This is a genomic window from Citrobacter sp. ABFQG (assembly GCF_004322975.1).
Classification (GTDB): Bacteria; Pseudomonadota; Gammaproteobacteria; order Enterobacterales; family Enterobacteriaceae; genus Citrobacter; species Citrobacter freundii.
In genome coordinates, this window is record NZ_CP036435.1 from 2,037,021 (window position 1) to 2,058,966 (window position 21,946).

General features: G+C 52.0%; 20 protein-coding genes and 1 pseudogene. 11 read left to right on the top strand and 10 right to left on the bottom strand.

What is annotated here, in order from left to right:
• Nucleotides 1-20: 20 nt before the first annotated feature.
• From WN16_RS09855 to glxK, 5 genes and pseudogenes are all read left to right on the top strand, one after another.
• A pseudogene (locus WN16_RS09855) lies at nucleotides 21-665 on the top strand (MFS transporter); the annotation flags it as partial.
• A 97-nt stretch (nucleotides 666-762) separates the two neighbouring features.
• Nucleotides 763-2,223, top strand: a complete 1,461-nt coding sequence (locus WN16_RS09860) for a putative allantoin permease (protein ID WP_088169110.1) — start codon at nucleotides 763-765, stop codon at nucleotides 2,221-2,223.
• A gap of 72 nt (nucleotides 2,224-2,295) precedes the next feature.
• Entirely contained in the window at nucleotides 2,296-3,657 is a 1,362-nt protein-coding gene (gene allB, locus WN16_RS09865) for an allantoinase AllB (RefSeq protein WP_044699426.1), read from the top strand.
• A 58-nt stretch (nucleotides 3,658-3,715) separates the two neighbouring features.
• Entirely contained in the window at nucleotides 3,716-5,014 is a 1,299-nt protein-coding gene (locus WN16_RS09870; protein WP_044699428.1) for a uracil/xanthine transporter, read from the top strand.
• A 21-nt stretch (nucleotides 5,015-5,035) separates the two neighbouring features.
• Complete coding sequence (glxK, locus tag WN16_RS09875; RefSeq protein WP_044699430.1) at nucleotides 5,036-6,184, top strand: glycerate 3-kinase; 1,149 nt, start codon at nucleotides 5,036-5,038, stop codon at nucleotides 6,182-6,184.
• Between the two features lie 80 nt (nucleotides 6,185-6,264).
• On the opposite strand, the gene allE is transcribed toward glxK, so the two are convergent.
• Genes allE through allD form a run of 3 tightly spaced genes read right to left on the bottom strand, consistent with a single transcriptional unit; the run spans nucleotide 6,265 to nucleotide 9,367 of the window.
• Entirely contained in the window at nucleotides 6,265-7,050 is a 786-nt protein-coding gene (allE, locus tag WN16_RS09880; protein ID WP_003835769.1) for a (S)-ureidoglycine aminohydrolase, read from the bottom strand.
• Between the two features lie 10 nt (nucleotides 7,051-7,060).
• The gene (gene allC / locus WN16_RS09885) at nucleotides 7,061-8,296 is read right to left on the bottom strand and encodes an allantoate deiminase (RefSeq protein ID WP_044699434.1); all 1,236 of its coding nucleotides are present in this window, start codon (nucleotides 8,294-8,296) and stop codon (nucleotides 7,061-7,063) included.
• A 21-nt stretch (nucleotides 8,297-8,317) separates the two neighbouring features.
• Entirely contained in the window at nucleotides 8,318-9,367 is a 1,050-nt protein-coding gene (gene allD, locus WN16_RS09890; RefSeq protein ID WP_044699436.1) for an ureidoglycolate dehydrogenase, read from the bottom strand.
• A gap of 316 nt (nucleotides 9,368-9,683) precedes the next feature.
• Between allD and WN16_RS09895 the strand changes: the two genes are divergently transcribed.
• From WN16_RS09895 to WN16_RS09910, 4 genes are read left to right on the top strand one after another with little or no spacing between them, the layout of a single operon-like run.
• Nucleotides 9,684-11,351 (top strand): acyl-CoA synthetase FdrA, encoded by a 1,668-nt coding sequence (locus WN16_RS09895; protein ID WP_003835765.1) that lies wholly within the window; start codon nucleotides 9,684-9,686, stop codon nucleotides 11,349-11,351.
• Between the two features lie 9 nt (nucleotides 11,352-11,360).
• Nucleotides 11,361-12,620: a DUF1116 domain-containing protein gene (locus tag WN16_RS09900; RefSeq protein WP_044699437.1), complete on the top strand. Its 1,260-nt coding sequence runs from the start codon at nucleotides 11,361-11,363 to the stop codon at nucleotides 12,618-12,620.
• A gap of 11 nt (nucleotides 12,621-12,631) precedes the next feature.
• Entirely contained in the window at nucleotides 12,632-13,441 is an 810-nt protein-coding gene (locus tag WN16_RS09905) for a DUF2877 domain-containing protein (RefSeq protein WP_032936938.1), read from the top strand.
• Nucleotides 13,442-13,444: 3 nt separating this feature from the next.
• Entirely contained in the window at nucleotides 13,445-14,338 is an 894-nt protein-coding gene (locus WN16_RS09910) for a carbamate kinase (protein ID WP_003835758.1), read from the top strand.
• Between the two features lie 36 nt (nucleotides 14,339-14,374).
• On the opposite strand, the gene purK is transcribed toward WN16_RS09910, so the two are convergent.
• From purK to ppiB, 4 genes are all read right to left on the bottom strand, one after another.
• Nucleotides 14,375-15,442 (bottom strand): 5-(carboxyamino)imidazole ribonucleotide synthase, encoded by a 1,068-nt coding sequence (gene purK, locus WN16_RS09915; protein WP_088169111.1) that lies wholly within the window; start codon nucleotides 15,440-15,442, stop codon nucleotides 14,375-14,377.
• The gene (gene purE / locus WN16_RS09920) at nucleotides 15,439-15,948 is read right to left on the bottom strand and encodes a 5-(carboxyamino)imidazole ribonucleotide mutase (protein WP_044699444.1); all 510 of its coding nucleotides are present in this window, start codon (nucleotides 15,946-15,948) and stop codon (nucleotides 15,439-15,441) included. The genes purK and purE overlap by 4 nt, the downstream gene beginning before the upstream one ends.
• A 238-nt stretch (nucleotides 15,949-16,186) precedes the next feature.
• Nucleotides 16,187-16,909, bottom strand: coding sequence for a UDP-2,3-diacylglucosamine diphosphatase (gene lpxH / locus WN16_RS09925; RefSeq protein WP_044699445.1), 723 nt, complete (start codon nucleotides 16,907-16,909; stop codon nucleotides 16,187-16,189).
• A gap of 2 nt (nucleotides 16,910-16,911) precedes the next feature.
• A complete protein-coding gene (gene ppiB, locus WN16_RS09930; RefSeq protein ID WP_003021875.1) occupies nucleotides 16,912-17,406 on the bottom strand; it encodes a peptidylprolyl isomerase B in 495 nt (164 codons plus the stop codon).
• Between the two features lie 173 nt (nucleotides 17,407-17,579).
• On the opposite strand from ppiB, the gene cysS reads away from it, so the two are divergent.
• Nucleotides 17,580-18,965 (top strand): cysteine--tRNA ligase, encoded by a 1,386-nt coding sequence (cysS, locus tag WN16_RS09935; RefSeq protein WP_003831109.1) that lies wholly within the window; start codon nucleotides 17,580-17,582, stop codon nucleotides 18,963-18,965.
• Nucleotides 18,966-19,056: 91 nt separating this feature from the next.
• Here cysS and WN16_RS09940 read toward each other — a convergent pair whose 3' ends face one another.
• The 3 genes from WN16_RS09940 to folD all read right to left on the bottom strand — a co-directional run bounded on the left by WN16_RS09940 (nucleotide 19,057) and on the right by folD (nucleotide 20,787).
• Entirely contained in the window at nucleotides 19,057-19,581 is a 525-nt protein-coding gene (locus WN16_RS09940; RefSeq protein WP_003835753.1) for a metal-dependent hydrolase, read from the bottom strand.
• Nucleotides 19,582-19,706: 125 nt separating this feature from the next.
• Nucleotides 19,707-19,919, bottom strand: a complete 213-nt coding sequence (gene ybcJ / locus WN16_RS09945; protein WP_044699447.1) for a ribosome-associated protein YbcJ — start codon at nucleotides 19,917-19,919, stop codon at nucleotides 19,707-19,709.
• A gap of 1 nt (nucleotide 19,920) precedes the next feature.
• A complete protein-coding gene (folD, locus tag WN16_RS09950) occupies nucleotides 19,921-20,787 on the bottom strand; it encodes a bifunctional methylenetetrahydrofolate dehydrogenase/methenyltetrahydrofolate cyclohydrolase FolD (RefSeq protein ID WP_003021887.1) in 867 nt (288 codons plus the stop codon).
• Nucleotides 20,788-21,358: 571 nt separating this feature from the next.
• Here folD and fimA point away from each other — a divergent pair.
• Nucleotides 21,359-21,913 (top strand): type 1 fimbrial major subunit FimA, encoded by a 555-nt coding sequence (fimA, locus tag WN16_RS09955; RefSeq protein ID WP_003835752.1) that lies wholly within the window; start codon nucleotides 21,359-21,361, stop codon nucleotides 21,911-21,913.
• Nucleotides 21,914-21,946 lie beyond the last annotated feature (33 nt).

Consider the following 21,946-nt stretch of genomic DNA (forward strand, 5'->3'; position numbering starts at 1 on the left):
TTGGAGTCATTACCCCTGCTGCAGACCAGAAAATTCAAACGGTAACGGCGTCAGAAGAAAAGAGTCCGCCTCTGTTTTCAGGTCTGTTATGTAGCGTGTACTTCCTCTACTTCTGTACCTGCTATGGCTATTACCTGATCGTGACCTGGCTTCCGTCTTATCTGCAGACCGAAAGAGGATTTGATGGCGGCGCAATTGGGGTGGCCTCGGCGCTAGTCGCCGTGGTGGGTGTCCCGGGCGCATTGTTCTTTAGTCATCTGTCCGATAAGTTTCGCAACAGCAAAGTCAAAGTCATTCTTGGTCTGGAAATTATGGCCGCCGCAATGCTGGTATTTACGGTGCTATCGCCGAATACCACTATGCTGATGGTCAGCCTGACTCTGTACGGTTTACTGGGCAAAATGGCGGTCGATCCGATTCTGATCTCCTTTGTTTCTGAGCAAGCGTCGTCAAAAACGTTGGGCAGAGCATTTAGCCTGTTTAACTTCTTTGGCATGAGCTCAGCGGTTATTGCGCCAACATTAACCGGATTTATTTCTGATTTGACTGGTTCTAAAGAAATAAGCTTTGTGATCTCCGCTTGTCTGGTTGTTACCGGAACGCTTATTTTTGCGGCCGTTACGTTATATAAAAAGAAAGCAACGACAGTCATTGCTTCAGCATAAAAACATAATTAAAACTATTTAACTTATTTCTTTATTGTTTTTGTTCCGCATAGCTAAACCCATTACAACGTTATCCGATACGTGACAAGAGGGATTTATGGAACATCAAAGAGAACTATACCAACAACGTGGTTATAGTGACGATTTATTACCAAAAACGGCCGAGCAACGAAACTGGAAAACATTCAACTATTTTACATTATGGATGGGTTCTGTGCATAACGTACCTAATTACGTTATGGTTGGCGGATTCTTTATTCTTGGGCTTTCTACATTCAGCATTATGCTGGCTATTATTATTAGTGCATTGTTTATTGCGTTAGTTATGGTAATGAACGGTGCAGCCGGAAGTAAATACGGCGTACCTTTTGCCATGATTTTGCGGGGCTCGTATGGTGTCCGTGGAGCGCTATTCCCAGGATTATTAAGAGGGGGAATTGCTGCAATCATGTGGTTCGGTCTACAGTGTTACGCCGGATCGCTGGCCTTTCTTATTTTGATTGGCAAGATATGGCCAGGGTTTTTAACGTTGGGCGGTGACTTTACCTTATTGGGGCTTTCTCTGCCGGGGCTGATTACATTTCTTATTTTTTGGCTCATTAACGTCGGTATTGGTTTTGGTGGTGGTAAGGTATTAAACAAATTTACCGCAATCCTCAACCCCTGTATTTATATTGTATTCGGCGGGATGGCTATCTGGGCGATATCACTGGTAGGAATTGGACCGATTCTGGACTACATTCCCGGTGGTGTGCAAAAGGCGGGCAACAGCGGATTCCTGTTCCTGGTAGTGATTAATGCAGTCGTTGCAGTATGGGCCGCTCCGGCGGTAAGCGCATCCGACTTCACGCAAAATGCCCACTCATTTCGTGAACAAGCGTTGGGTCAGACGCTGGGGCTAATTGTCGCATACGTGCTATTTGCCATTGCCAGCGTGTGTATTATCGCCGGAGCCAGTATTCATTACGGAATGGATACGTGGAATGTTCTGGATATCGTCCAGCGTTGGGACAGCTTATTTGCTTCGTTTTTTGCGGTACTGGTTATTTTGATGACGACAATCTCTACGAATGCCACTGGTAATATTATTCTGGCTGGTTATCAGATTGCCGCTATTGCACCTACTAAATTAACGTATAAAAATGGTGTATTGATTGCCAGTATTATTAGTTTGCTGATTTGTCCGTGGAAGTTAATGGAAAATCAGAGCAGTATTTATCTGTTTCTGGATATCATTGGTGGGATGCTTGGTCCCGTTATTGGCGTTATGTTAGCGCATTATTTTGTCGTGATGCGCGGTAAGATTAATCTTGATGAATTATATACCGCCAGCGGTGATTACCAATATTATGAAAACGGATTTAATCTGACAGCTTTCTCCGTAACGTTAGTGGCAGTCATTCTTTCACTGGGGGGTAAATTTATTCCTCTCCTCGAACCGTTATCGCGAGTGTCGTGGTTTGTTGGCGTTATTGTCGCATTTATCGCCTATGCCTTGCTGAAGAAAAGAACGGTTGCTGAATCAGCCGGAGCGCAAAAAGCCACAGGGCAGATGTGATGAAATCAGTAAGCGCTTATTTAAGCGTGAGTTATTTATAAAAATTATCTGTATCCATACAAGGAGTTCGTTATGTCTTTTGATTTAATTATTAAGAACGGTACTGTTATTTTAGAAAATGAAGCTCGAATTGTTGATATTGCCGTCCACGCTGGAAAAATCGCCGCCATTGGCGAGAATCTGGGGGAGGCGAAGCAGGTTATGGATGCGACGGGTCTGGTAGTTTCACCTGGTATGGTTGATGCGCATACCCATATCTCTGAGCCAGGTCGTACCCATTGGGAAGGGTATGAGACAGGGACGCGTGCCGCGGCAAAAGGCGGTATCACCACGATGATCGAAATGCCCCTCAACCAACTGCCAGCAACGGTGGATCGTGAAACCATCGAACTGAAATTTGATGCGGCCAAAGGCAAGTTGACCATTGATGCCGCGCAGCTTGGGGGGCTGGTTTCTTACAACCTCGATCGTTTGCACGAACTGGATGACGTCGGTGTCGTTGGCTTTAAATGCTTTGTTGCCACCTGCGGTGACCGCGGTATCGATAATGATTTCCGCGATGTGAACGACTGGCAGTTCTACAAAGGCGCGCAGAAGCTGGCGGAAATGAATCAGACGGTACTGGTGCATTGCGAAAACGCGCTCATCTGTGACGAGCTTGGTGAGGAAGCTAAACGCGAAGGTCGCGTCACGGCGCATGACTATGTGGCCTCACGCCCGGTGTTTACCGAAGTGGAAGCGATTCGTCGCGTACTGTATCTGGCGAAAGTTGCTGGTTGTCGCCTGCATGTCTGCCATATCAGCAGTCCGGAAGGCGTGGAAGAAGTAACCCGCGCCCGTCAGGAAGGTCAAGATGTGACCTGCGAATCTTGCCCGCATTATTTCGTGCTGGATACCGATCAGTTTGAAGAGATTGGCACCCTGGCGAAATGTTCTCCACCGATCCGCGATTTGCAAAATCAGCAAGGTATGTGGGAAAAGCTGTTTAACGGTGAAATTGACTGCCTGGTTTCCGACCACTCTCCATGCCCGCCGGAAATGAAAGCCGGCAATATCATGCAGGCGTGGGGCGGCATCGCCGGACTGCAGAACTGCATGGACGTTATGTTTGATGAAGCCGTGCAAAAACGCGGTATGTCGTTGCCGCTGTTCGCGAAATTGATGGCAACCAATGCCGCCGATATTTTTGGTCTGAAGCAGAAGGGACGTATCGCCCCGGGTAAAGACGCCGACTTCGTCTTTATTCAACCTGACAGCAAATACGTTCTGAAGAACGAAGACCTGGAATATCGCCATAAAGTCAGCCCGTATGTAGGCCGTACAATTGGCGCGCGCATTACGAAAACCATTCTGCGTGGTGATGTTATTTATGACATTGAGCAGGGTTTCCCGGTATCGCCTAAAGGTCAATTTATCCTTAAACATCAACAATAATGTGATGTGAATTAATGCCCGTCATGTTGGCGGGCATTCTCTATTTTAAGGTATGAATATGCTTCCTGTTATTAACCGCGAAAGTTTGTTGTCCGGCTTTCAGTGGTTTTTCTTTATTTTTTGTAACACGGTCGTGGTCCCGCCAACGCTGGTTTCTGCTTTTCATCTTCCAGTCAGCAATCTGCTAATGCTCACGCAGTACGCTTTTTTAACAACGTCGCTGGCCTGTCTGGCGCAGGTAATTTGTGGCCACCGCCGCGCCATTATGGAAGGGCCCACCGGTTTATGGTGGGGAACCATTCTGACGATTACCCTGGCTGAGGCATCACGTGGGACACCGCTCAATGATATTGCTACCAGCCTGTCCGTTGGCATTGTAATTTCCGCTGTACTGACGATGATTATCGGCTTTAGCGGCTTAGGGCATCGATTAGCCCGGTTTTTTACCCCAACGGTGATGGTTTTTTTTATGCTGCTGCTCGGTGCGCAACTGACCACCATCTTTTTTAAGGGCATGTTGGGATTGCCCTTTGGTATTGCGGATACCAGCGTCAAAATTCAACTGGCTCCATTTAGTCTGGCCGTTGCCGTGATGTGCTTCATCCTTGCGATGATCATCTTTTTACCACAGCGGATCTCGCGCTATGCCCTGTTGGTGGGGGCGATAGTGGGATGGGGGCTTTGGCGATTGTGTTTTCCATCAATGACCTTGCCGGCTGGTGATTCAAGCTGGCAATGGTTTCCGCTAGGTAGCCACGGCAAACTGTTGCCGGGCATTATTTTGACGGCCGTTATCACCGGCCTGGTGAATGTCAGTAATACCTATGGCGCAGTGCGCGGTACGGATGTCTTTTATGCGCAGCAAGGCTCCAGCAGTTCGCGTTATCGCCGCAGTTTTATCATTTCCGGTTTTATGACGTTGGTGACAGTCCCTTTTGCCGTTATTCCATTTTCACCTTTTGTTTCTTCTATTGGTTTGTTAACACAGACCGGCGACAGCTCGCGAAAATCATTTATTTGCGGCAGTGTATTATGTTTATTCGTGGCTATAGTAATGCCGCTAACCCGCTTATTTTGCGCCATTCCGCTGGCGATCAGCAGTGCCGTGATGCTGGTTTCTTATCTTCCGTTACTCTATTCCGGTCTGGTTTTTAGCCAACAAATTACATTTACCGCACGCAATATTTATCGACTGGCGCTCCCGCTATTTGTCGGCATTTTTTTGATGGGGTTACCTCCTGTTTATTTACAAGATCTTCCACTGACGATTCGGCCATTACTGAGCAATGGTTTGTTGGTGGGAATTTTACTGGCGGTGCTTATGGAAAATCTCATTCCATGGGAACGCATTAAATAACATGATGAAAAAGGATTGATGATGAAAATTGTAATTGCGCCAGATTCATTTAAAGAGAGCTTAAGCGCTGACCAATGCTGCCAGGCAATTAAAGCCGGATTTTCAGCCATATTCCCGGATGCAGAATATATTTGTTTGCCGGTTGCTGATGGCGGAGAGGGAACTGTAGATGCAATGGTGGCGGCGACAGGCGGAAAAGTTATCTCTGTGGAAGTCTGCGGGCCGATGGGGGAACCGGTTAAGGGATTTTATGGCCTGACCGGGGATGGTAAGACCGCAATTATCGAAATGGCGGCGGCGAGTGGGCTGATGCTGGTCGAACCGCAGGCGCGCAATCCACTGCTGGCCTCAAGTTACGGCACGGGTGAACTGATTCGCCATGCGCTGGATACCGGTATTCGTCATATTATTCTTGGTATTGGCGGGAGTGCGACGGTTGATGGCGGTATGGGGATGGCCCAGGCGCTTGGCGTTCGTTTTCTGGATGCGCAAGGTGCGCCATTAAGCGCTGGGGGCGGGAGTTTGTCTCGCCTTGCGCGCATCGACCTGCAACACTGCGATCCGCGGCTGAAAGCGTGTCGCATTGACGTCGCCTGTGACGTTGATAATCCGCTGGTTGGCCCGCGCGGCGCGGCAAGGGTATTCGGCCCGCAGAAAGGGGCGACGCCGGAAATGGTTGAGAGGCTGGAAGAAGGGTTGCTCAACTATGCCCACGTGCTGCAAACGCTGACCGGTGAGGATGTTGCTCAGGTGGCGGGCGGCGGAGCGGCTGGAGGAATGGGGATTGCTGCGGTTATCTTCCTGCGGGCCAGCATGAAACCCGGGATCGAGATTGTGCTGCAGGCTATACAACTGGAGCAGGCAATCCAGGACGCGGCGCTAGTTATTACCGGCGAAGGGCGTATTGATTCGCAAACGGTCGGTGGCAAAGCGCCAATCGGTGTCGCGTCGGTAGCCATGCGGCATCATGTTCCCGTGATCGGCATCGCCGGGGTGTTGGGCGAAGGCGTAGAGGTGGTTCACGATCATGGTATCGATGCGGTGTTCAGTATTCTGCCGCGACTCGCGCCGTTAGCAGAAGTGCTGACAAACGGCGAAACCAATCTCTATCACTGTGCGCGTAATATCGCTTGTGCGATGAAATTGGGTCAGGTGGTGGCTCAGCGTTAAGCATAAAAAAAGCCACGGTAAACACCGTGGCAAAACCCAACATAGCTAAATAAAAAAAGTATCAGGAGGGCTATACGCTGTTAGATCTCAACATCCCGGTTGCAATCTTTGGAATAGATGTAGCTAAATGCTTCGCCACGACCCACGCCGTATCCGGCCTGCAGGGAATAAGCTCCCATAAAGATGTAGTCGCCTTTTTTCACCGGGATCCACTGATTGTCGAGGTTGTAAACGCCCTGGCCTGAAAGAATATACGCCCCGTGTTCCTGCACGTGCGTTTCGATATAACCGTGGCTAGCGCCCGGCTCGAACGACAGAATGTGCATATTCATATCGAAGCCCAATTCTTTAGGCAGGAAATCCAGCAGGATCACGTCATCCATGCCTTCATAATGAATACGTTCTAACTGGTTGGTGTTACCGGAAACCAGCCACGGCGAATGACCTGCTACTGGCGTATAACGACGTTTGTATAAAAACAGCTGGCTGTCTTCAGCCTGGGCATTACTAAAGGTGAGCAGCTCGCCGGGCGGGCAATAAAGGTATCCACCCTGAGTTAAAGCGAATGTTTTACCCTCTGCTTTTGCTTCAATTTTGCCGGAGATAACATAGACGAACGTTTCAACGCCTTCGCCGCCGAAACCGCTCTGGTTACCACCGCTTTGGTGAACCGTTACCAGATAATCAACAAACGACGCGCCTAGTTTCGGCGTTGAGAGGATGGTGACGTCACAGTTTTCAAAACCCGGAATGATGTTTTTAACCAGTCCGTCCGGGGTTAGCAGGGCGAAGTTACCGTGTTTTACAATTGCGCGATTAGCCAGTAAATCATCGCGATAACCCGTAACGTTATTCAGATATCCCATGGGTGACTCCTTATTTCTGCCAGGCAAGTTGATGAAGCATTAATGCCAGAGTTTTGACCCCTTCGGCAAGGTCGTTAATGTTTGTGCGTTCAGCGGGGTTGTGGCTGATACCGTTAATGCTGGGAATGAAAATCATGCAGGTCGGTACGCGAGGCGCGAAAATTTGCGCATCATGGCCCGCGCCGCTGTGCATCACACGGTAGTTCAGCTGTTCTTTTTCACACAGTTCGGTAAGGGTGGAGACCAGTTTACTGTCCATCGGGACCGGCGTTTCATCCATCCACAAATCGATATCAATACCGATATCCATTTCATCGCAGATGGCGCGCATGTCGTTTTCCAGTTGCTGAGTAAAATCACGTAATACATCGGCATCGGTATGACGGCAATCGATCGTGAAGGTCGTTTTTCCTGGCACCACGTTGACGGTGTTCGGCTGCGGCTCGACCTTACCAAAGGTCAGTACCAGAGGATCGCCATGCTTTTTGGCTTTCTCGATAGACTGGCTGCAGATGCGACTGAAAGCGTAAACGGTATCGCGACGGTAGCTCAGCGGCGTTGTACCCGCATGGTTGGATTCGCCGTTCAGCGTTACCGTGTAGCGACGTTGTCCGACAATCGCGCTGACGACGCCTATCGACTGGCCATTGCTTTCAAGCACGCAACCTTGTTCGATGTGTAATTCAGCGAAGGCTTTGATGTCACTGCGGGCATGAAGTGGTTCTGAGGGGAGGGTAAAGCCGCAGGCGTTCATTGCGTCAACAAAACGGGTGCCTTTCGCGTCCTGGATGTTACGGACGTCATCGGGATTGGCCAGCCCAAAAATGTTTTTGCTGCCCCAGAAGACATACGGGAAGCGGCTGCCTTCTTCTTCTGCCATCGAGACCACTTCGACCGTTTTCAGCGGTGCGCCGTAGGTGGTCTTAAGCCAGTCAATTGCTAACCACGCCGCCAGCGCGCCAAACTGGCCGTCAAGATTGCCGCCGTTGACGACGGTATCAATATGCGAGCCGCTTAAAATGACTTGTTCCGGGGATTCACTCCCGCGCAGGCGACCGTATAAATTACCTACTTCATCAAAGCGTGTTTCCAGGCCGCTGACATCCATACGCTTTTTAAATTGCTGTTGTGTTTCAAGCCATTCTGGCGAATACAGCAGGCGCGTCATCCCACCGGATGGATCTGCGCCAAAGGAAGAGAGCCAGGGAAGGGTTTCTTCTATTGCGTGACGAAAATGATTAATCATATGAAATTCCTGTTTCAATAATTATTGCGCAAAGGGGTTCTTTGTTTCGTATGACTTGATATAGAGAGCATCGGAAATCAGGTATTGATAAATATCATCAACAATGTCAATGCCATGAACGGCGGCATCACGTTGATTAATATCTTGATCCTGTCCGGGGTAATAAACCTGTTTAAAACCAGGCGCAGGAGTAACGGCATTCAACTCTTGCATGGTTTGACTGAGATGCTGACGAAATAATTGGCTGGAGGAGAAAAACTCGGGGTTAATCACCAAATGCAGTTGGCCTAAATTACGTCCAGCATGGAGATCTTCATACATAGAACTGACCTGACGACCAAACGGTAATCCCAGCAGAATCCCGGATAACACATCGATCATCATCATCAGACCATAGCCTTTCGGCCCGGCAGCGGGAAGCAACGCATTAACCGTAAAAGGATCGGTGGTCGGCGCGCCATTTTTATCGACAGCCCAGGTATCGGGGATTAGTTCATTGCGTGAGCGGGCATCCAGAACTTTGCCCCAGGCCTGCACCGTCGTCGCCATATCGAAGGTCATGATATCGTCGCCAGCCCCTGGCGCTGCGAAGGCTAACGGATTGGTTCCGTAGTAAATTTCTGCGCCGCCGAACGGTACGACCATCGGATCGGACTGGCAGACAGAGAGTCCAATCAGGCCTGCGCGGGCGGCTTGCTGCACAAAGTAAGAAATGGCTCCGCTGTGCCCCATTCGGCTAATGCCGACAACGGCGACGCCATTTTTTTCAGCAATTTCAATTGCATGCTCCATACCCATTTTTGCTGCGACTTGCCCGGCGGCATTATCGGCATGCAAAATCGCTGTGCAGGGACCGGTATCTTCAAAACGAAATGTGGGTTCGCGGTTGGTGCCGCCTTTTGAAATGCGCTCGGCATAGTATTCAACGCGTACAGCGCCATGAGAATGAATGCCTCTGGCATCGGCATAAACCAATACCTCGGCAACCGTTGCGGCGTGCTCACGTTTTAGTCCGGCCTTGCAAAGTTTATTCTCGATAAGCTGGTGGAGTGTTTCCCGACTGATTTTCATCTGTCTTCCTTTTTAACGACGGTGTGAAGCATGACTGCCGTTAACATACCGGGAAAATAAATCTAATATGTGATCCAGACAGGCAAAAAAATATAGTTAGAATTTATTTGATAATCAGCATTGGTTTGCCTTTTCTTTTTAAATAAATAATGTCGTTAGAAAATAACATGTAATCCTTAGGTGGTTATTAAAATTCTTTTGCTAATAAATCGTATGTGATATCAGTCACTCTATTTGCTATGCCAGATATATACCTTGAGTTCCACATTAACACTACTCGTGCAATTGCCATGGGTGCAATTATTAAGGGGTTGTTATGATCCACGCCTTTATTAAAAAAGGGTGTTTTCAGGACTCTGTCAGTTTAATGATTATTTCACGCAAGCTGAGTGAGTCCGAAAATGTAGACGATGTATCGGTGATGATGGGAACGCCAGCGAATAAATCATTGCTGGAAACAACCGGATTCTGGCATGACGATTTTAATCAGGCGACGCCGAATGATATTTGCGTGGCGATTCGTACTGAAGCGGCGGATGAAAGTATTACCCAGGCTATTTTGCAGCAACTGGATGAGTCGTTGCAGCAGTTGGCGCAGGCAACCGGGGGGAGCCAAACGCTATTGCAGGTCAGGCGCTGGGAAAGCGCGTGTCAGAAATTGCCTGAAGCGAATATGACGTTAATTTCTGTAGCGGGCGAATACGCGGCTGAACTGGCGAACCAGGCGCTGGATCGCAACCTGAATGTCATGATGTTCTCCGACAACGTCACGCTGGAAGATGAAATCAATCTGAAGCGGCGTGCACAAGATAAAGGCCTGCTGGTGATGGGACCCGATTGCGGAACCGCCATGATCGCTGGTACGCCGCTGGCATTTGCCAACGTGATGCCGGAAGGCAACATTGGCGTCATAGGCGCCTCAGGCACAGGGATCCAGGAGCTGTGTTCACAGATAGCACTGGCCGGGGAAGGCATCACTCACGCCATTGGTCTGGGTGGACGCGACCTGAGCGCTGAGGTGGGAGGAATTAGCGCACTTACCGCGCTGGATATGCTCGGCGCGGATGATAAAAGTCAGGTGTTGGCTTTTGTGTCTAAACCACCTGCGGAAGCCGTTCGCCAGCGGATTGTCACGGCGATGAAAGCCACGGGTAAACCCGTTGTGGCCCTGTTTTTAGGTTACACCAGCGCAGCGACCCGCGATGAGAACGTCTGGTTTGCCTCGACGCTGGATGATGCGGCCCGTCTCGCCTGTTTACTGGCGCGCGTCACGGCGCGACGTAGCGCGCTTTCTGCCACGGGGGACGGCCTTATTCGGGGACTCTATACCGGAGGAACGCTGGCTGCCGAAGCGGCGGGTCTGCTGGCCGCAAACCTTAATGTTGCAGCGGATGCACAACATCATCACGGCATGATGTTGGATGCCGCCGGGCATCAGATTATCGACCTCGGGGATGATTTTTACACCGTCGGGCGTCCGCATCCGATGATCGACCCTGCGTTACGCAATCAGCTTATTACGGACCTCGGCTCTCAGCCGCAGGTGCGGGTGTTATTGGTCGACGTCGTGATTGGTTACGGGGCGACGGCAGATCCAGCTGCATCACTGGTTGAGGCCTGGCAAAAGGCATGCGCTGTGCGTGACATCGACCAACCGCTGTTTGCGATCGCCACGGTGACCGGTACAGAACGCGATCCGCAGTGTCGTTCACTGCAAATCGCCACGCTGGAAGATGCCGGTATCGCCGTGGTGAGTTCACTGCCTGAGGCTACCTTGCTTGCCGCCGAACTGATTCGCCCATCTCAACCTTTATCTCATCAATCCTCACCTTCGCTACTGGAAAAAGTGGCGGTCATTAATGCCGGGTTACGCAGTTTTGCACTGGATTTACAGGCGGCAGAAAAGCCTGTGGTGCATTACCAGTGGGCGCCTGTCGCTGGCGGTAACAAAAAACTGGCTCGTTTATTAGAACGTTTGCAATAAGGGGTTCCAATGTTTACATCAGTGGCACAAGCCAATACTGCAGTAATCGAACAAATTCGTCGCGCGCGCCCGCACTGGCTGGATGTGCAACCCGCGTCCTCGTTAATCAGTGAACTTAATGAAGGAAAAACGCTGCTTCATGCGGGACCGCCAATGCGCTGGCAAGAGATGACCGGCCCGATGAAAGGGGCCTGCATTGGTGCGTGCCTGTTTGAAGGGTGGGCCAATGACGAAATGAGCGCGCTGGCATTACTGGAGCAGGGGAAAGTCAATTTTGTACCTTGCCATCACGTTAATGCCGTGGGGCCAATGGGCGGGATCACTTCTGCCAGCATGCCGATGTTGGTGGTGGAAAACATTACTGAAGGGAACCGCGCGTACTGCAATCTCAACGAAGGCATTGGCAAGGTGATGCGCTTCGGTGCGTACGGCGAGGATGTCCAGCAGCGCTTACGCTGGATGCGCGATGTTCTGATGCCGGTCTTAAGCGCCGCATTGGGGACGCTGGAACAGGGTATTGATCTGACCGCCATGATGGCACAGGGCATTACGATGGGCGACGAGTTCCATCAGCGCAACATTGCCTCTTCAGCCCTGCTGATGCGTACGCTGGCACCGCAAATTGCCCGTCTACAACATGATAAGCAGCAGATTGCTGAAGTGATGGATTTCCTCAGCGTAACCGACCAGTTCTTCCTCAACCTTGCGATGGCTTACTGTAAAGCGGCGATGGACGCCGGGGCGATGGTGCGTTCTGGCAGTATTGTGACGGCGATGACCCGTAATGGCGACATGTTCGGAATTAGGGTGAGTGGACTTGGCGATCGCTGGTTTACCGCACCGGTTAACACCCCGCAGGGACTGTTCTTTACTGGTTTTTCGCAGGAACAGGCTAACCCTGATATGGGTGATAGCGCCATCACCGAAACGTTTGGCATTGGCGGAGCAGCGATGATCGCCGCACCAGGCGTCACGCGTTTTGTCGGGGCTGGTGGAATGGAAGCGGCGAAATCTGTGTCCGAGGAGATGGCGGAAATCTATCTGGAGCGCAATATGCAGTTGCAGATCCCTGGCTGGGATTTCCAGGGGGCTTGTCTGGGACTCGATATTCGCCGCGTGGTCGAAACGGGGATTACGCCACTGATCAATACCGGTATTGCGCATAAAGAGGCCGGTATTGGTCAGATTGGCGCGGGAACCGTCCGTGCGCCGTTGGCCTGTTTTGAGCTGGCTCTCGAAGCGCTGGCTGAAAGCATGGGCATTAGCTAAAAGAGGCACGCATGATGATCATCCATCCTTTGCTGGCCAGCCAACAGTCCCCGGATTTCCGCCAGTCCTGGCAATTGTCTGGCGTCTGGCGACGCGCGATTAATCTCGTGGCCGAAGGGGGCGCACTGTTGACGTTGCACCGCCAGGGGAGCGGCTTTAGCCCGGCAGGATGGGTGATCCGTACGCATGATTTTGATGCGCTGCGTGCGGTGTTACGTGGAAACGAATCTCCTCAGGCTGTCCCTGGTGGGATCCAACTGGGGCCATTTTTGCTGTGCCAGCCGCATCGCCGCTGTTCGTTGAGAATCACTTCCCGGCCACATTCCCCGCGCCTTGCACCTGCCTGGATGGATCGCGGTGAGGAAACGGGATTGTTCGGGCCGTTAATGTTGGCGGCAAACCTGCCTTTGTGCCCCGAACTACGCCAGTTCCGTCACTGCTTTTTCTCGGCGCTTGCGGGGTTGTCGACAGACTGGCGACAGTGGTTAGGCAAGGGGCCCGGGCTAACGCCCAGCCATGATGACACGTTGACCGGCATGCTGCTGGCAGCCTGGTATTTCGGTGCGCTGAATAAGGTTTCCGGCCAACATTTCTTTGCTGCTTCCGGCAACCTTGAACAGGCGACGACTGTGGTTAGCGTGAGCTACTTGCGTTACGCGGCTGCAGGTTACTTCGCTTCACCTTTACTCCACTTTACCCATGCATTGCGTCGTCAGGAAAGACTGGATGCGGCGATTGATTCGCTGCTGGCGCTTGGGCATACCTCCGGCGCAGATACTCTGCTGGGGTTCTGGATTGGACAACAAATCATAGAAGGATAGGGAATGAAAACGCTGGTTGTTGCTCTCGGTGGCAACGCATTATTGCAACGCGGCGAGGCGCTGACTGCAGAAAATCAATACCGTAATATTGCCAGCGCCGTACCCGCCCTGGCGCGTCTGGCGCGCACATATCGCCTGGCTATTGTCCATGGCAATGGGCCGCAGGTTGGCCTGCTTTCGTTACAGAATCTCGCCTGGAAGGAGGTCGAGCCTTATCCATTAGATGTGCTGGTGGCCGAGACGCAGGGCATGATTGGTTATATGTTGGCCCAGAGCCTGACCGCTGAACCGGAAATGCCGCCAGTGACCACAGTGTTGACACGAATTGTTGTCTCAGAAGACGATCCTGCGTTTATGGCACCGGAAAAATTTATTGGTCCGGTCTATTCGCCAGAAGAACAAACGCAGCTGGAAGCGACCTACGGCTGGCATATGAAGCGTGACGGCAAATACCTGCGGCGCGTTGTCGCTTCGCCAGAACCTCGCCAGATCGTTGAAAGTGACGCCATTAAGCTCTTACTCAAGGAAGGGCATGTGGTGATTTGCAGCGGGGGTGGCGGTGTCCCGGTTACTGGCGAAGGATTAGGGTCTGAAGCGGTCATTGATAAGGACCTGGCGGCGGCGTTGCTGGCTGAACAGATTGATGCCGATGGTCTGGTTATTTTGACCGATGCTGATGCGGTCTATGAAAACTGGGGAACGCCGGAACAGCGCGCGATTCGTCAGGCCTCTCCGGATGAACTGGCGCCGTTTGCTAAAGCAGATGGTTCGATGGGACCAAAGGTCACCGCTGTCAGTGGATATGTGAAACGCCGTGGGAAACCAGCATGGATTGGCGCGCTGTCACGCATTGAAGATACGCTGGCGGGAAATGCTGGAACCTGTATCCGTCTGTAAAAAAACGGGGCGTGTGTATACCCGCCCCGCGTCTTCTTATTTCAGCTTTGACTGCGCCCAGATAATACCGCTGGCATATTCCGGCGGCAGCAGGGGGATAAGCGCTTCCAGTGTCGCGCTAAGGCGCGCGGTATCGCTGTCGCTCAGGTTCAGGTGACCCACCTTACGCCCTTCACGCACTTCTTTGTCATACCAGTGCAGGTGTACCAGCGGTAGCTTCAGCCAGTCGTAGTTCAGGTCGCTACCAATCAGGTTTACCATCACCGAAGGATGGTTCACCACCGGCGTCGGTAACGGCAGGTTGGTAATGGCACGCAGGTGCAGCTCAAACTGGCTAATGCTGGCGCCGTTTTGCGTCCAGTGTCCGCTGTTGTGCACGCGCGGAGCCAGTTCGTTGATCAGCAGACCTTCCGGGGTGATAAAACACTCCATCGCCATCACGCCGACATAGCCCAGCTCCTGCATGATGGCGGAGAGCATCGCTTCAGCCTGTGCCTGCTGTCTGGCGTTAGCCTGCGGGAACACCACGCTGGTGCGCAGAATGCCGTCCTGATGCAGGTTATGGGTTAGCGGATAGAAAACGGTGCTGCCGTCATGCGCCCGAGCGCCAACCAGTGAGACTTCGCCAGAGAAGTTGATTCCCCGCTCGACGATGCACTCGCCATAGCAATCATTCGGCAGTTGTGCGGTTTCATTTGCGCGCAAACGCCACTGCCCACGACCGTCGTAGCCGCCGACGCGACGCTTGACGATCGCCAGCTCGCCGAGTTTGTCGAATACCGCAGACCATTCGCTTTTATCTGCCAGCAGTTGCCACGGCGCAGTCGCCAGACCGAGCTTGTCAAAAAGCTGCTTTTGCGTCATACGGTCGGCAATAATCGGGAAGACGTCGCGGTTAACAAATGCCGGGTGGCGCGCCAGTTCGCGGGTGAGTGCCGTTTCCGGCCAGCGCTCAATCTCAGCGGTGATCACGCTTTGCTGAAAAGGGACAGCAGCCGGTTCAGCGTCCAGCCCGACGGGCCAGACCGCAATGCCCAGCGGCTCGCCGGCCTGACGCAGCATGCGTCCTAGCTGACCGTTACCGAGTACGCAGACCTGCTTCATGCCGCACCTCGCGGGTCCGGGTTTTCCAGCACTTCATCGGTTTGTGCTTTGCGCCAGTCGTCCAGACGCTGGTGTAATGCTTTGTCGTGTGTAGCCAGAATTTGCGCTGCCAGTAGGGCCGCATTGGCCGCACCCGCTTTGCCGATCGCCAGTGTTCCAACGGGAATACCGCGAGGCATTTGAACAATGGAGTAGAGGCTATCTACGCCGCTCAACGCTGCGCTTTGCACCGGAACGCCGAGAACTGGCACCAGCGTTTTCGCCGCAATCATGCCAGGCAAATGCGCTGCGCCACCGGCTCCGGCAATAATCACCTGATAACCGTTCTCTTCAGCGCCTTCGGCGAAGCTGAACAATTTGTCTGGGGTGCGGTGGGCGGAGACGACTTCAACATGATGCGGAACGTCCAGGATTTCGAAGATTTCGGCGGCGAACTGCATGGTAGCCCAGTCGCTTTTGGACCCCATCACGATGGCGACACGCGCCGGATTATTGCGGGAAGACATGCGTCTGAAAACTCCTGTGGTGCACTACACTCGACTTTTGAGGCCACAGAGAATAGCATAATTAACCTTCAAGGAAAACGATTGCGCGCTCTACACTTCACTCTTCAAGCTGCCTCTTTGTTGGCTGCATCTGCTCACCCCAGTCACTTACTTTTGTAAGCTCCTGGGGACTCACAGATTTGCCGCCTCGATGCAACTCGAATAGTTTTGTGTAAAGAGGAACTGGATATCTGCAGAATTAAAACGGAAACGCGATCAGCTCAACGTCGCTGGGCGTGACTTTCACCATTGAGCCTTCGGTATGCCATGCGCCTAATACCACGCGGAAAGCGGGTTGCTCATTGGCCGTGAGTTCGTGGACAGCCGGACGGTGTGTATGTCCGTGAATTAACCACTGGACCTGATGTTTTTCCATCTCGTTAATCACGGCCTGCGGGTTCACATCCATGATTTCCAGCGATTTACTGCTGTTGGCGGCTTTACTGTTGGCGCGCATTTTTGCGGCAATGCGCTGGCGAACAAACAGGGGCAGGGCGAGAAACAGCTTCTGTAGCCAGGGTTGATGCACTTTGGCGCGAAACGCCTGATAGCCTGCGTCGTCGGTGCATAAGGTGTCGCCATGCATGATCAGAACCTTGCGGCCATACAAGTCGAGCACTTTTTCTTCGGGAAGCAAGGTCATGCCGCTCGCACGGGCAAAACGTTTACCGAGCAGAAAATCACGGTTGCCGTGAATAAAAAAGCAGGGAACGCCGGAATCAGCCAGTGATTTTATCGCTGCGGCCATTTCATGATACAGCGGATTCGGGTCGTCATCGCCAATCCAGGCTTCAAACAGGTCGCCGAGAATGTATAGCGCATCGGCCTTGCGCGCATCGCCGGCTAAAAAACGCAGAAAACCGGCGGTGATCGCCGGTTCTTCTGTGCAGAGGTGAAGATCTGCAATAAACAGTGTCGCCACGATTACTCGCTGACGGTCACGTTTTCAATGATGACGTCTTCTTTTGGCACATCCTGGTGCATGCCGCTGCGACCGGTGGAAACGCCTTTGATTTTATCAACCACGTCCATGCCTTCAACAACTTCAGCGAACACGCAGTAACCCCAACCCTGCATGCTTTCACCGGAGAAGTTCAGGAAGTCGTTGTCAGCAACGTTGATGAAGAACTGTGCGGTTGCGGAGTGCGGAGCCTGAGTACGCGCCATTGCCAGCGTACCACGGGTGTTTTTCAGACCGTTGTTCGCTTCGTTTTTGATCGCTTCTTTCGTGGCTTTTTGCTTCATGCCTGGCTCGAAACCGCCGCCCTGGATCATGAAACCGTTAATAACACGGTGGAAAATGGTGTTGTTGTAAAAACCTTCGCGGCAGTAGTCCAGGAAGTTTTTAACTGTTTCAGGCGCTTTATCATCAAACGTTTTGATTACGATATCGCCGTGATTAGTGTGGAAAGTAACCATTTTTGCATCCTGTTCCGATAGATTGGTGCTTCGACCCCGTCAAGGGTCAGAGTTAGGGGTGTGTTATAGCATAACCGCAAGCTGTGATCACCTCGCAAAGTGTGCTGCTTCCGGTCTAAATTATGGGTATTATACAGACTTTACTATCCACACACGTCTACACGGAATCTTCGATGTTAAAAATCTTTAATACACTGACGCGCCAAAAAGAGGAATTCAAACCTATTCATGCCGGGGAAGTCGGCATGTACGTGTGTGGTATTACCGTTTACGATCTCTGTCATATTGGCCACGGACGTACCTTTGTTTCTTTCGACGTCGTCGCGCGCTACCTGCGCTTCCTCGGCTATAAGCTGAAGTATGTACGCAACATTACCGATATTGATGACAAAATCATCAAGCGCGCGAATGAAAACGGTGAAAGCTTTGTCGCGTTGGTCGACAGAATGATCGCGGAAATGCATAGCGATTTCGATGCGCTGAATATTCTGCGCCCGGATCTGGAGCCGCGCGCTACGCACCATATCGCTGAAATTATCGAAATCACTGAGCAGTTGATTGCCAAAGGTCACGCTTACGTTGCTGATAACGGCGACGTGATGTTCGACGTGCCGACTGACCCGAACTACGGTCAGCTGTCACGCCAGGATCTGGATCAGCTGCAGGCGGGTGCTCGCGTTGACGTGGTTGATGTGAAGCGTAACCCGATGGACTTCGTGCTGTGGAAAATGTCCAAAGAAGGCGAGCCGAGCTGGCCGTCTCCATGGGGCGCAGGTCGTCCGGGCTGGCACATCGAATGTTCGGCGATGAACTGCAAACAACTGGGTAACCATTTCGATATTCACGGCGGCGGTTCGGACCTGATGTTCCCGCATCATGAAAACGAAATCGCGCAGTCCACCTGTGCGCATGACGGTGAGTATGTTAATTACTGGATGCACTCCGGGATGGTGATGGTTGACCGCGAGAAAATGTCTAAATCGCTGGGCAACTTCTTTACCGTGCGCGATGTGCTGAAATACTACGACGCCGAAACCATTCGCTACTTCCTGATGTCGGGTCACTATCGTAGCCAGCTCAACTACAGCGAAGAGAACCTGAAACAGGCGCGTTCTGCGCTGGAGCGTCTGTACACTGCACTGCGCGGTACCGACAAATCCGTTGCCCCTGCGGGTGGCGAGGCCTTTGAAGCACGTTTCATTGAAGCGATGGACGATGACTTCAACACGCCGGAAGCTTACTCCGTGCTGTTTGATATGGCGCGTGAAGTTAACCGCCTGAAGGGTGAAGATATGGCGGCGGCTAACGGTATGGCTGCGCATCTGCGCAAGCTCTCCAGCGTGCTGGGACTGCTGGAACAGGATCCGGAAGCGTTCCTGCAAAGCGGGGCGCAGGCGGATGACGGTGAAGTTGCTGAAATTGAAGCGTTAATCCAACAGCGTCTGGATGCGCGTAAAGCGAAAGACTGGGCGGCGGCTGATGCCGCGCGTGACCGTCTCAATGAGATGGGCATCGTGCTGGAAGACGGCCCGCAGGGCACCACCTGGCGTCGTAAGTAACTCTCTATATTGCCGGATGGCGGCTTACGCCTTATCCGGCCTACGATGGAATGATCGGTAGGCCTGATAAGCGTAGCGCCATCAGGCACTATTAATGACGTTTGTACCACCACAGCACACCCATCATCATAACGGCCGGCAGCCATACCCACATCAACTCCGAAGTTATTACCTGATGCCCATACGGTGTGGCGTAGCGTGATAGCGCAAACGGGGCGACTTTAATCACCTGCCACGGTGCAAAGAAGCGTTCATCCGACCACGGCCACAGCCAGCCGACGCCTTTGCCGCCTGTCGTAACGGAATCCAGCAGACTGTGTGACAGCAGTGAAACCGTCAGGAATAGCCAGCAGCGAATCAATCCCGCCTTAAACCATCGTCGGCCAATCAATACGCAGAGCAGCGGTACCACGAAGGCGAACAGCAGTGAGTGGGTAAATCCCCGGTGGCCAAACACATTGCCATAGGCGACACCGAACTTAAATGACAACACATCGGCATCTGGCAGCATAGCCAGAACGACGCCAGCAAACAGTAATCGTGGGGGGATGACTTTAAGTCCGAGACCTAACCCTAAACAGAGCGGAACGGCTGCGTGGGTAACAATAGTGGGCATGATGATCGCTTCGTGTGGAAAAACAACATGCTAACAGTTCACTGTGAAGCGGGGATGAAGTCATTATCTGAAAACGAGAGGGAGAAGTGGCCGGATACGGTGTTTACCTCATCCGGCACTTAGGGTCATGCCACGACGGTAATGCTGTGACCTTCAAAGCTCACGGTCTGTCCGGCAACGATTTTGCAGCGTTTACGCGTTTCAACAACACCATCGACCTTCACTAACCCTTCGCCAATAGCAATTTTTGCCTGGGCGCCGCTTTCGCTCCAGCCTTCCAGCTTCAGCAGATCGCAGAGTTCAACATGTGGGTGTTTACCCAGTGAAAATGTGGCCATCTTAAACGTCCTTTACATCATGATATTCAACACACGCCTGCAGCGTGTTTTCGATAAGTGTGGCGACCGTCATTGGGCCTACGCCGCCGGGGACCGGCGTGATATATGACGCGCGTGCGGCAGCATCTTCAAAGACCACATCGCCAACAACCTTACCATTCTCCAGACGGTTGATGCCGACATCAATCACAATCGCACCTTCTTTGATCCACTCGCCAGGAATAAAGCCCGGTTTACCGACGGCAACAATTAGCAGGTCAGCATGCTCAACGTGGCGACGCAGATCTTTGGTGAAGCGATGGGTGACGGTGGTGGTGCAGCCAGCCAGCAGCAGTTCCATGCTCATTGGGCGACCGACGATGTTTGAAGCGCCAATGACGACCGCATTAAGGCCGTAGGTGTCGATGTTGTAACGCTCAAGCAGGGTCACGATACCGCGCGGGGTACAAGGACGCAGGCGCGGCGCACGCTGGCACAGGCGACCGACGTTATACGGATGAAAACCGTCAACGTCTTTATCCGGTGCAATACGCTCCAGCACTTTAACGTTGTCGATACCGGCAGGTAACGGCAGTTGTACCAGAATACCGTCGATGGTGGTATCTGCATTGAGCGTATCGATCAGCTCAAGAAGCTCCGCCTCGCTGGTGGTTTCGGGCAGGTCATAGGAGCGGGAGACGAACCCCACTTCGTCGCAGGCTTTGCGTTTACTCGCGACGTAAATTTGCGAAGCCGGATTGCTGCCTACCAGCACAACAGCCAGGCCTGGGGCGCGTAATCCAGCCGCTAAACGCGCCTGAACTTTTTGAGCAACCTCAGAGCGCACCTGCTGCGCAATCGTTTTACCGTCAATAATCTTTGCTGCCATCAGAGAGAGGATTCCGTCTGTTACGTTAAATCGAAGGGGATGCCACTATTTTGTCAGAAGCGGGACGTGCTGTCAGTTTTCGTTTGCGTTTTTATGTGCGCCAGGGCCGTCACGGGCTGCAAATGGTGTCAGCACAAAGGCTGAAGCCTTACGAATAAATAGTAAGCATGCTAATTAAAATTAACGTGAATGAAACATCTCATCACCCTGGGTTCTTTATGGGTAATGCTTCATAAACCAGACTGTTACGTACTATTACGGCGGCATTTAGGTAATATTAACCAAGACTTTTCTTAGATCCCATTAAGAATTAGCCAGGGCTATTAAAAGGATTTGCAGGTATTTTTCATTAATTGAAATGTTTAATTTATCGCTGTGACGAATAGTCATATTCGCGAAGGATAATTAGTAAATCAAATACTCAGGAGAGTCGGGGTAAAAGGTTAGCTAATTCTCTTGCGATATATATCTTTACAGGATGCAGAGATAATTAGCCTGACATTTAATGTCGATAATGAAAACGGATCCCGCAGGATGCTGGAGCCGGATGTGTGTAATTCAAGGGAAATCCATGAAACGTAAATTAATGACCTCTTCTGTTATTGCCAGCCTGATGTTAGTCGCAGGTGCTGCGGTTGCAGCCGATCCGGTAAGCGTGAGCGGCGGTACTGTGCATTTTGAAGGTGAACTGGTCAATGCAGCCTGTGCAGTCAGTACTCAGTCATCCGATCAGGTTGTTACCTTAGGCCAGTATCGTACTGCCAGTTTTGCCGCAGTAGGTGATACAACGGCACAAATTCCGTTCTCCATCGTGCTGAACGACTGTGACCCGAAAGTTGCCGCAACCGCAGCTGTGGCTTTCTCTGGTCAATCCGATATTACCAACAACAACCTGCTGGCTGTCACTTCTGCAGATAACGGTACCACTGCCAGCGGTGTCGGGATTGAAATTCTGGACAATACGTCCACCGCGCTGAAGCCGGATGGAGCCACCTTCTCTACCGCTCAGGCGCTGGTAGAAGGAACCAACACCCTGCGTTTCTCTGCGCGTTACAAAGCCACTGCCACCAGCGCTACGCCGGGTCAGGCAAATGCCGACGCGACGTTCATCATGAAGTACGAATAAGCCGTTTTGATTTGCGCAAGGATGACATTCGCC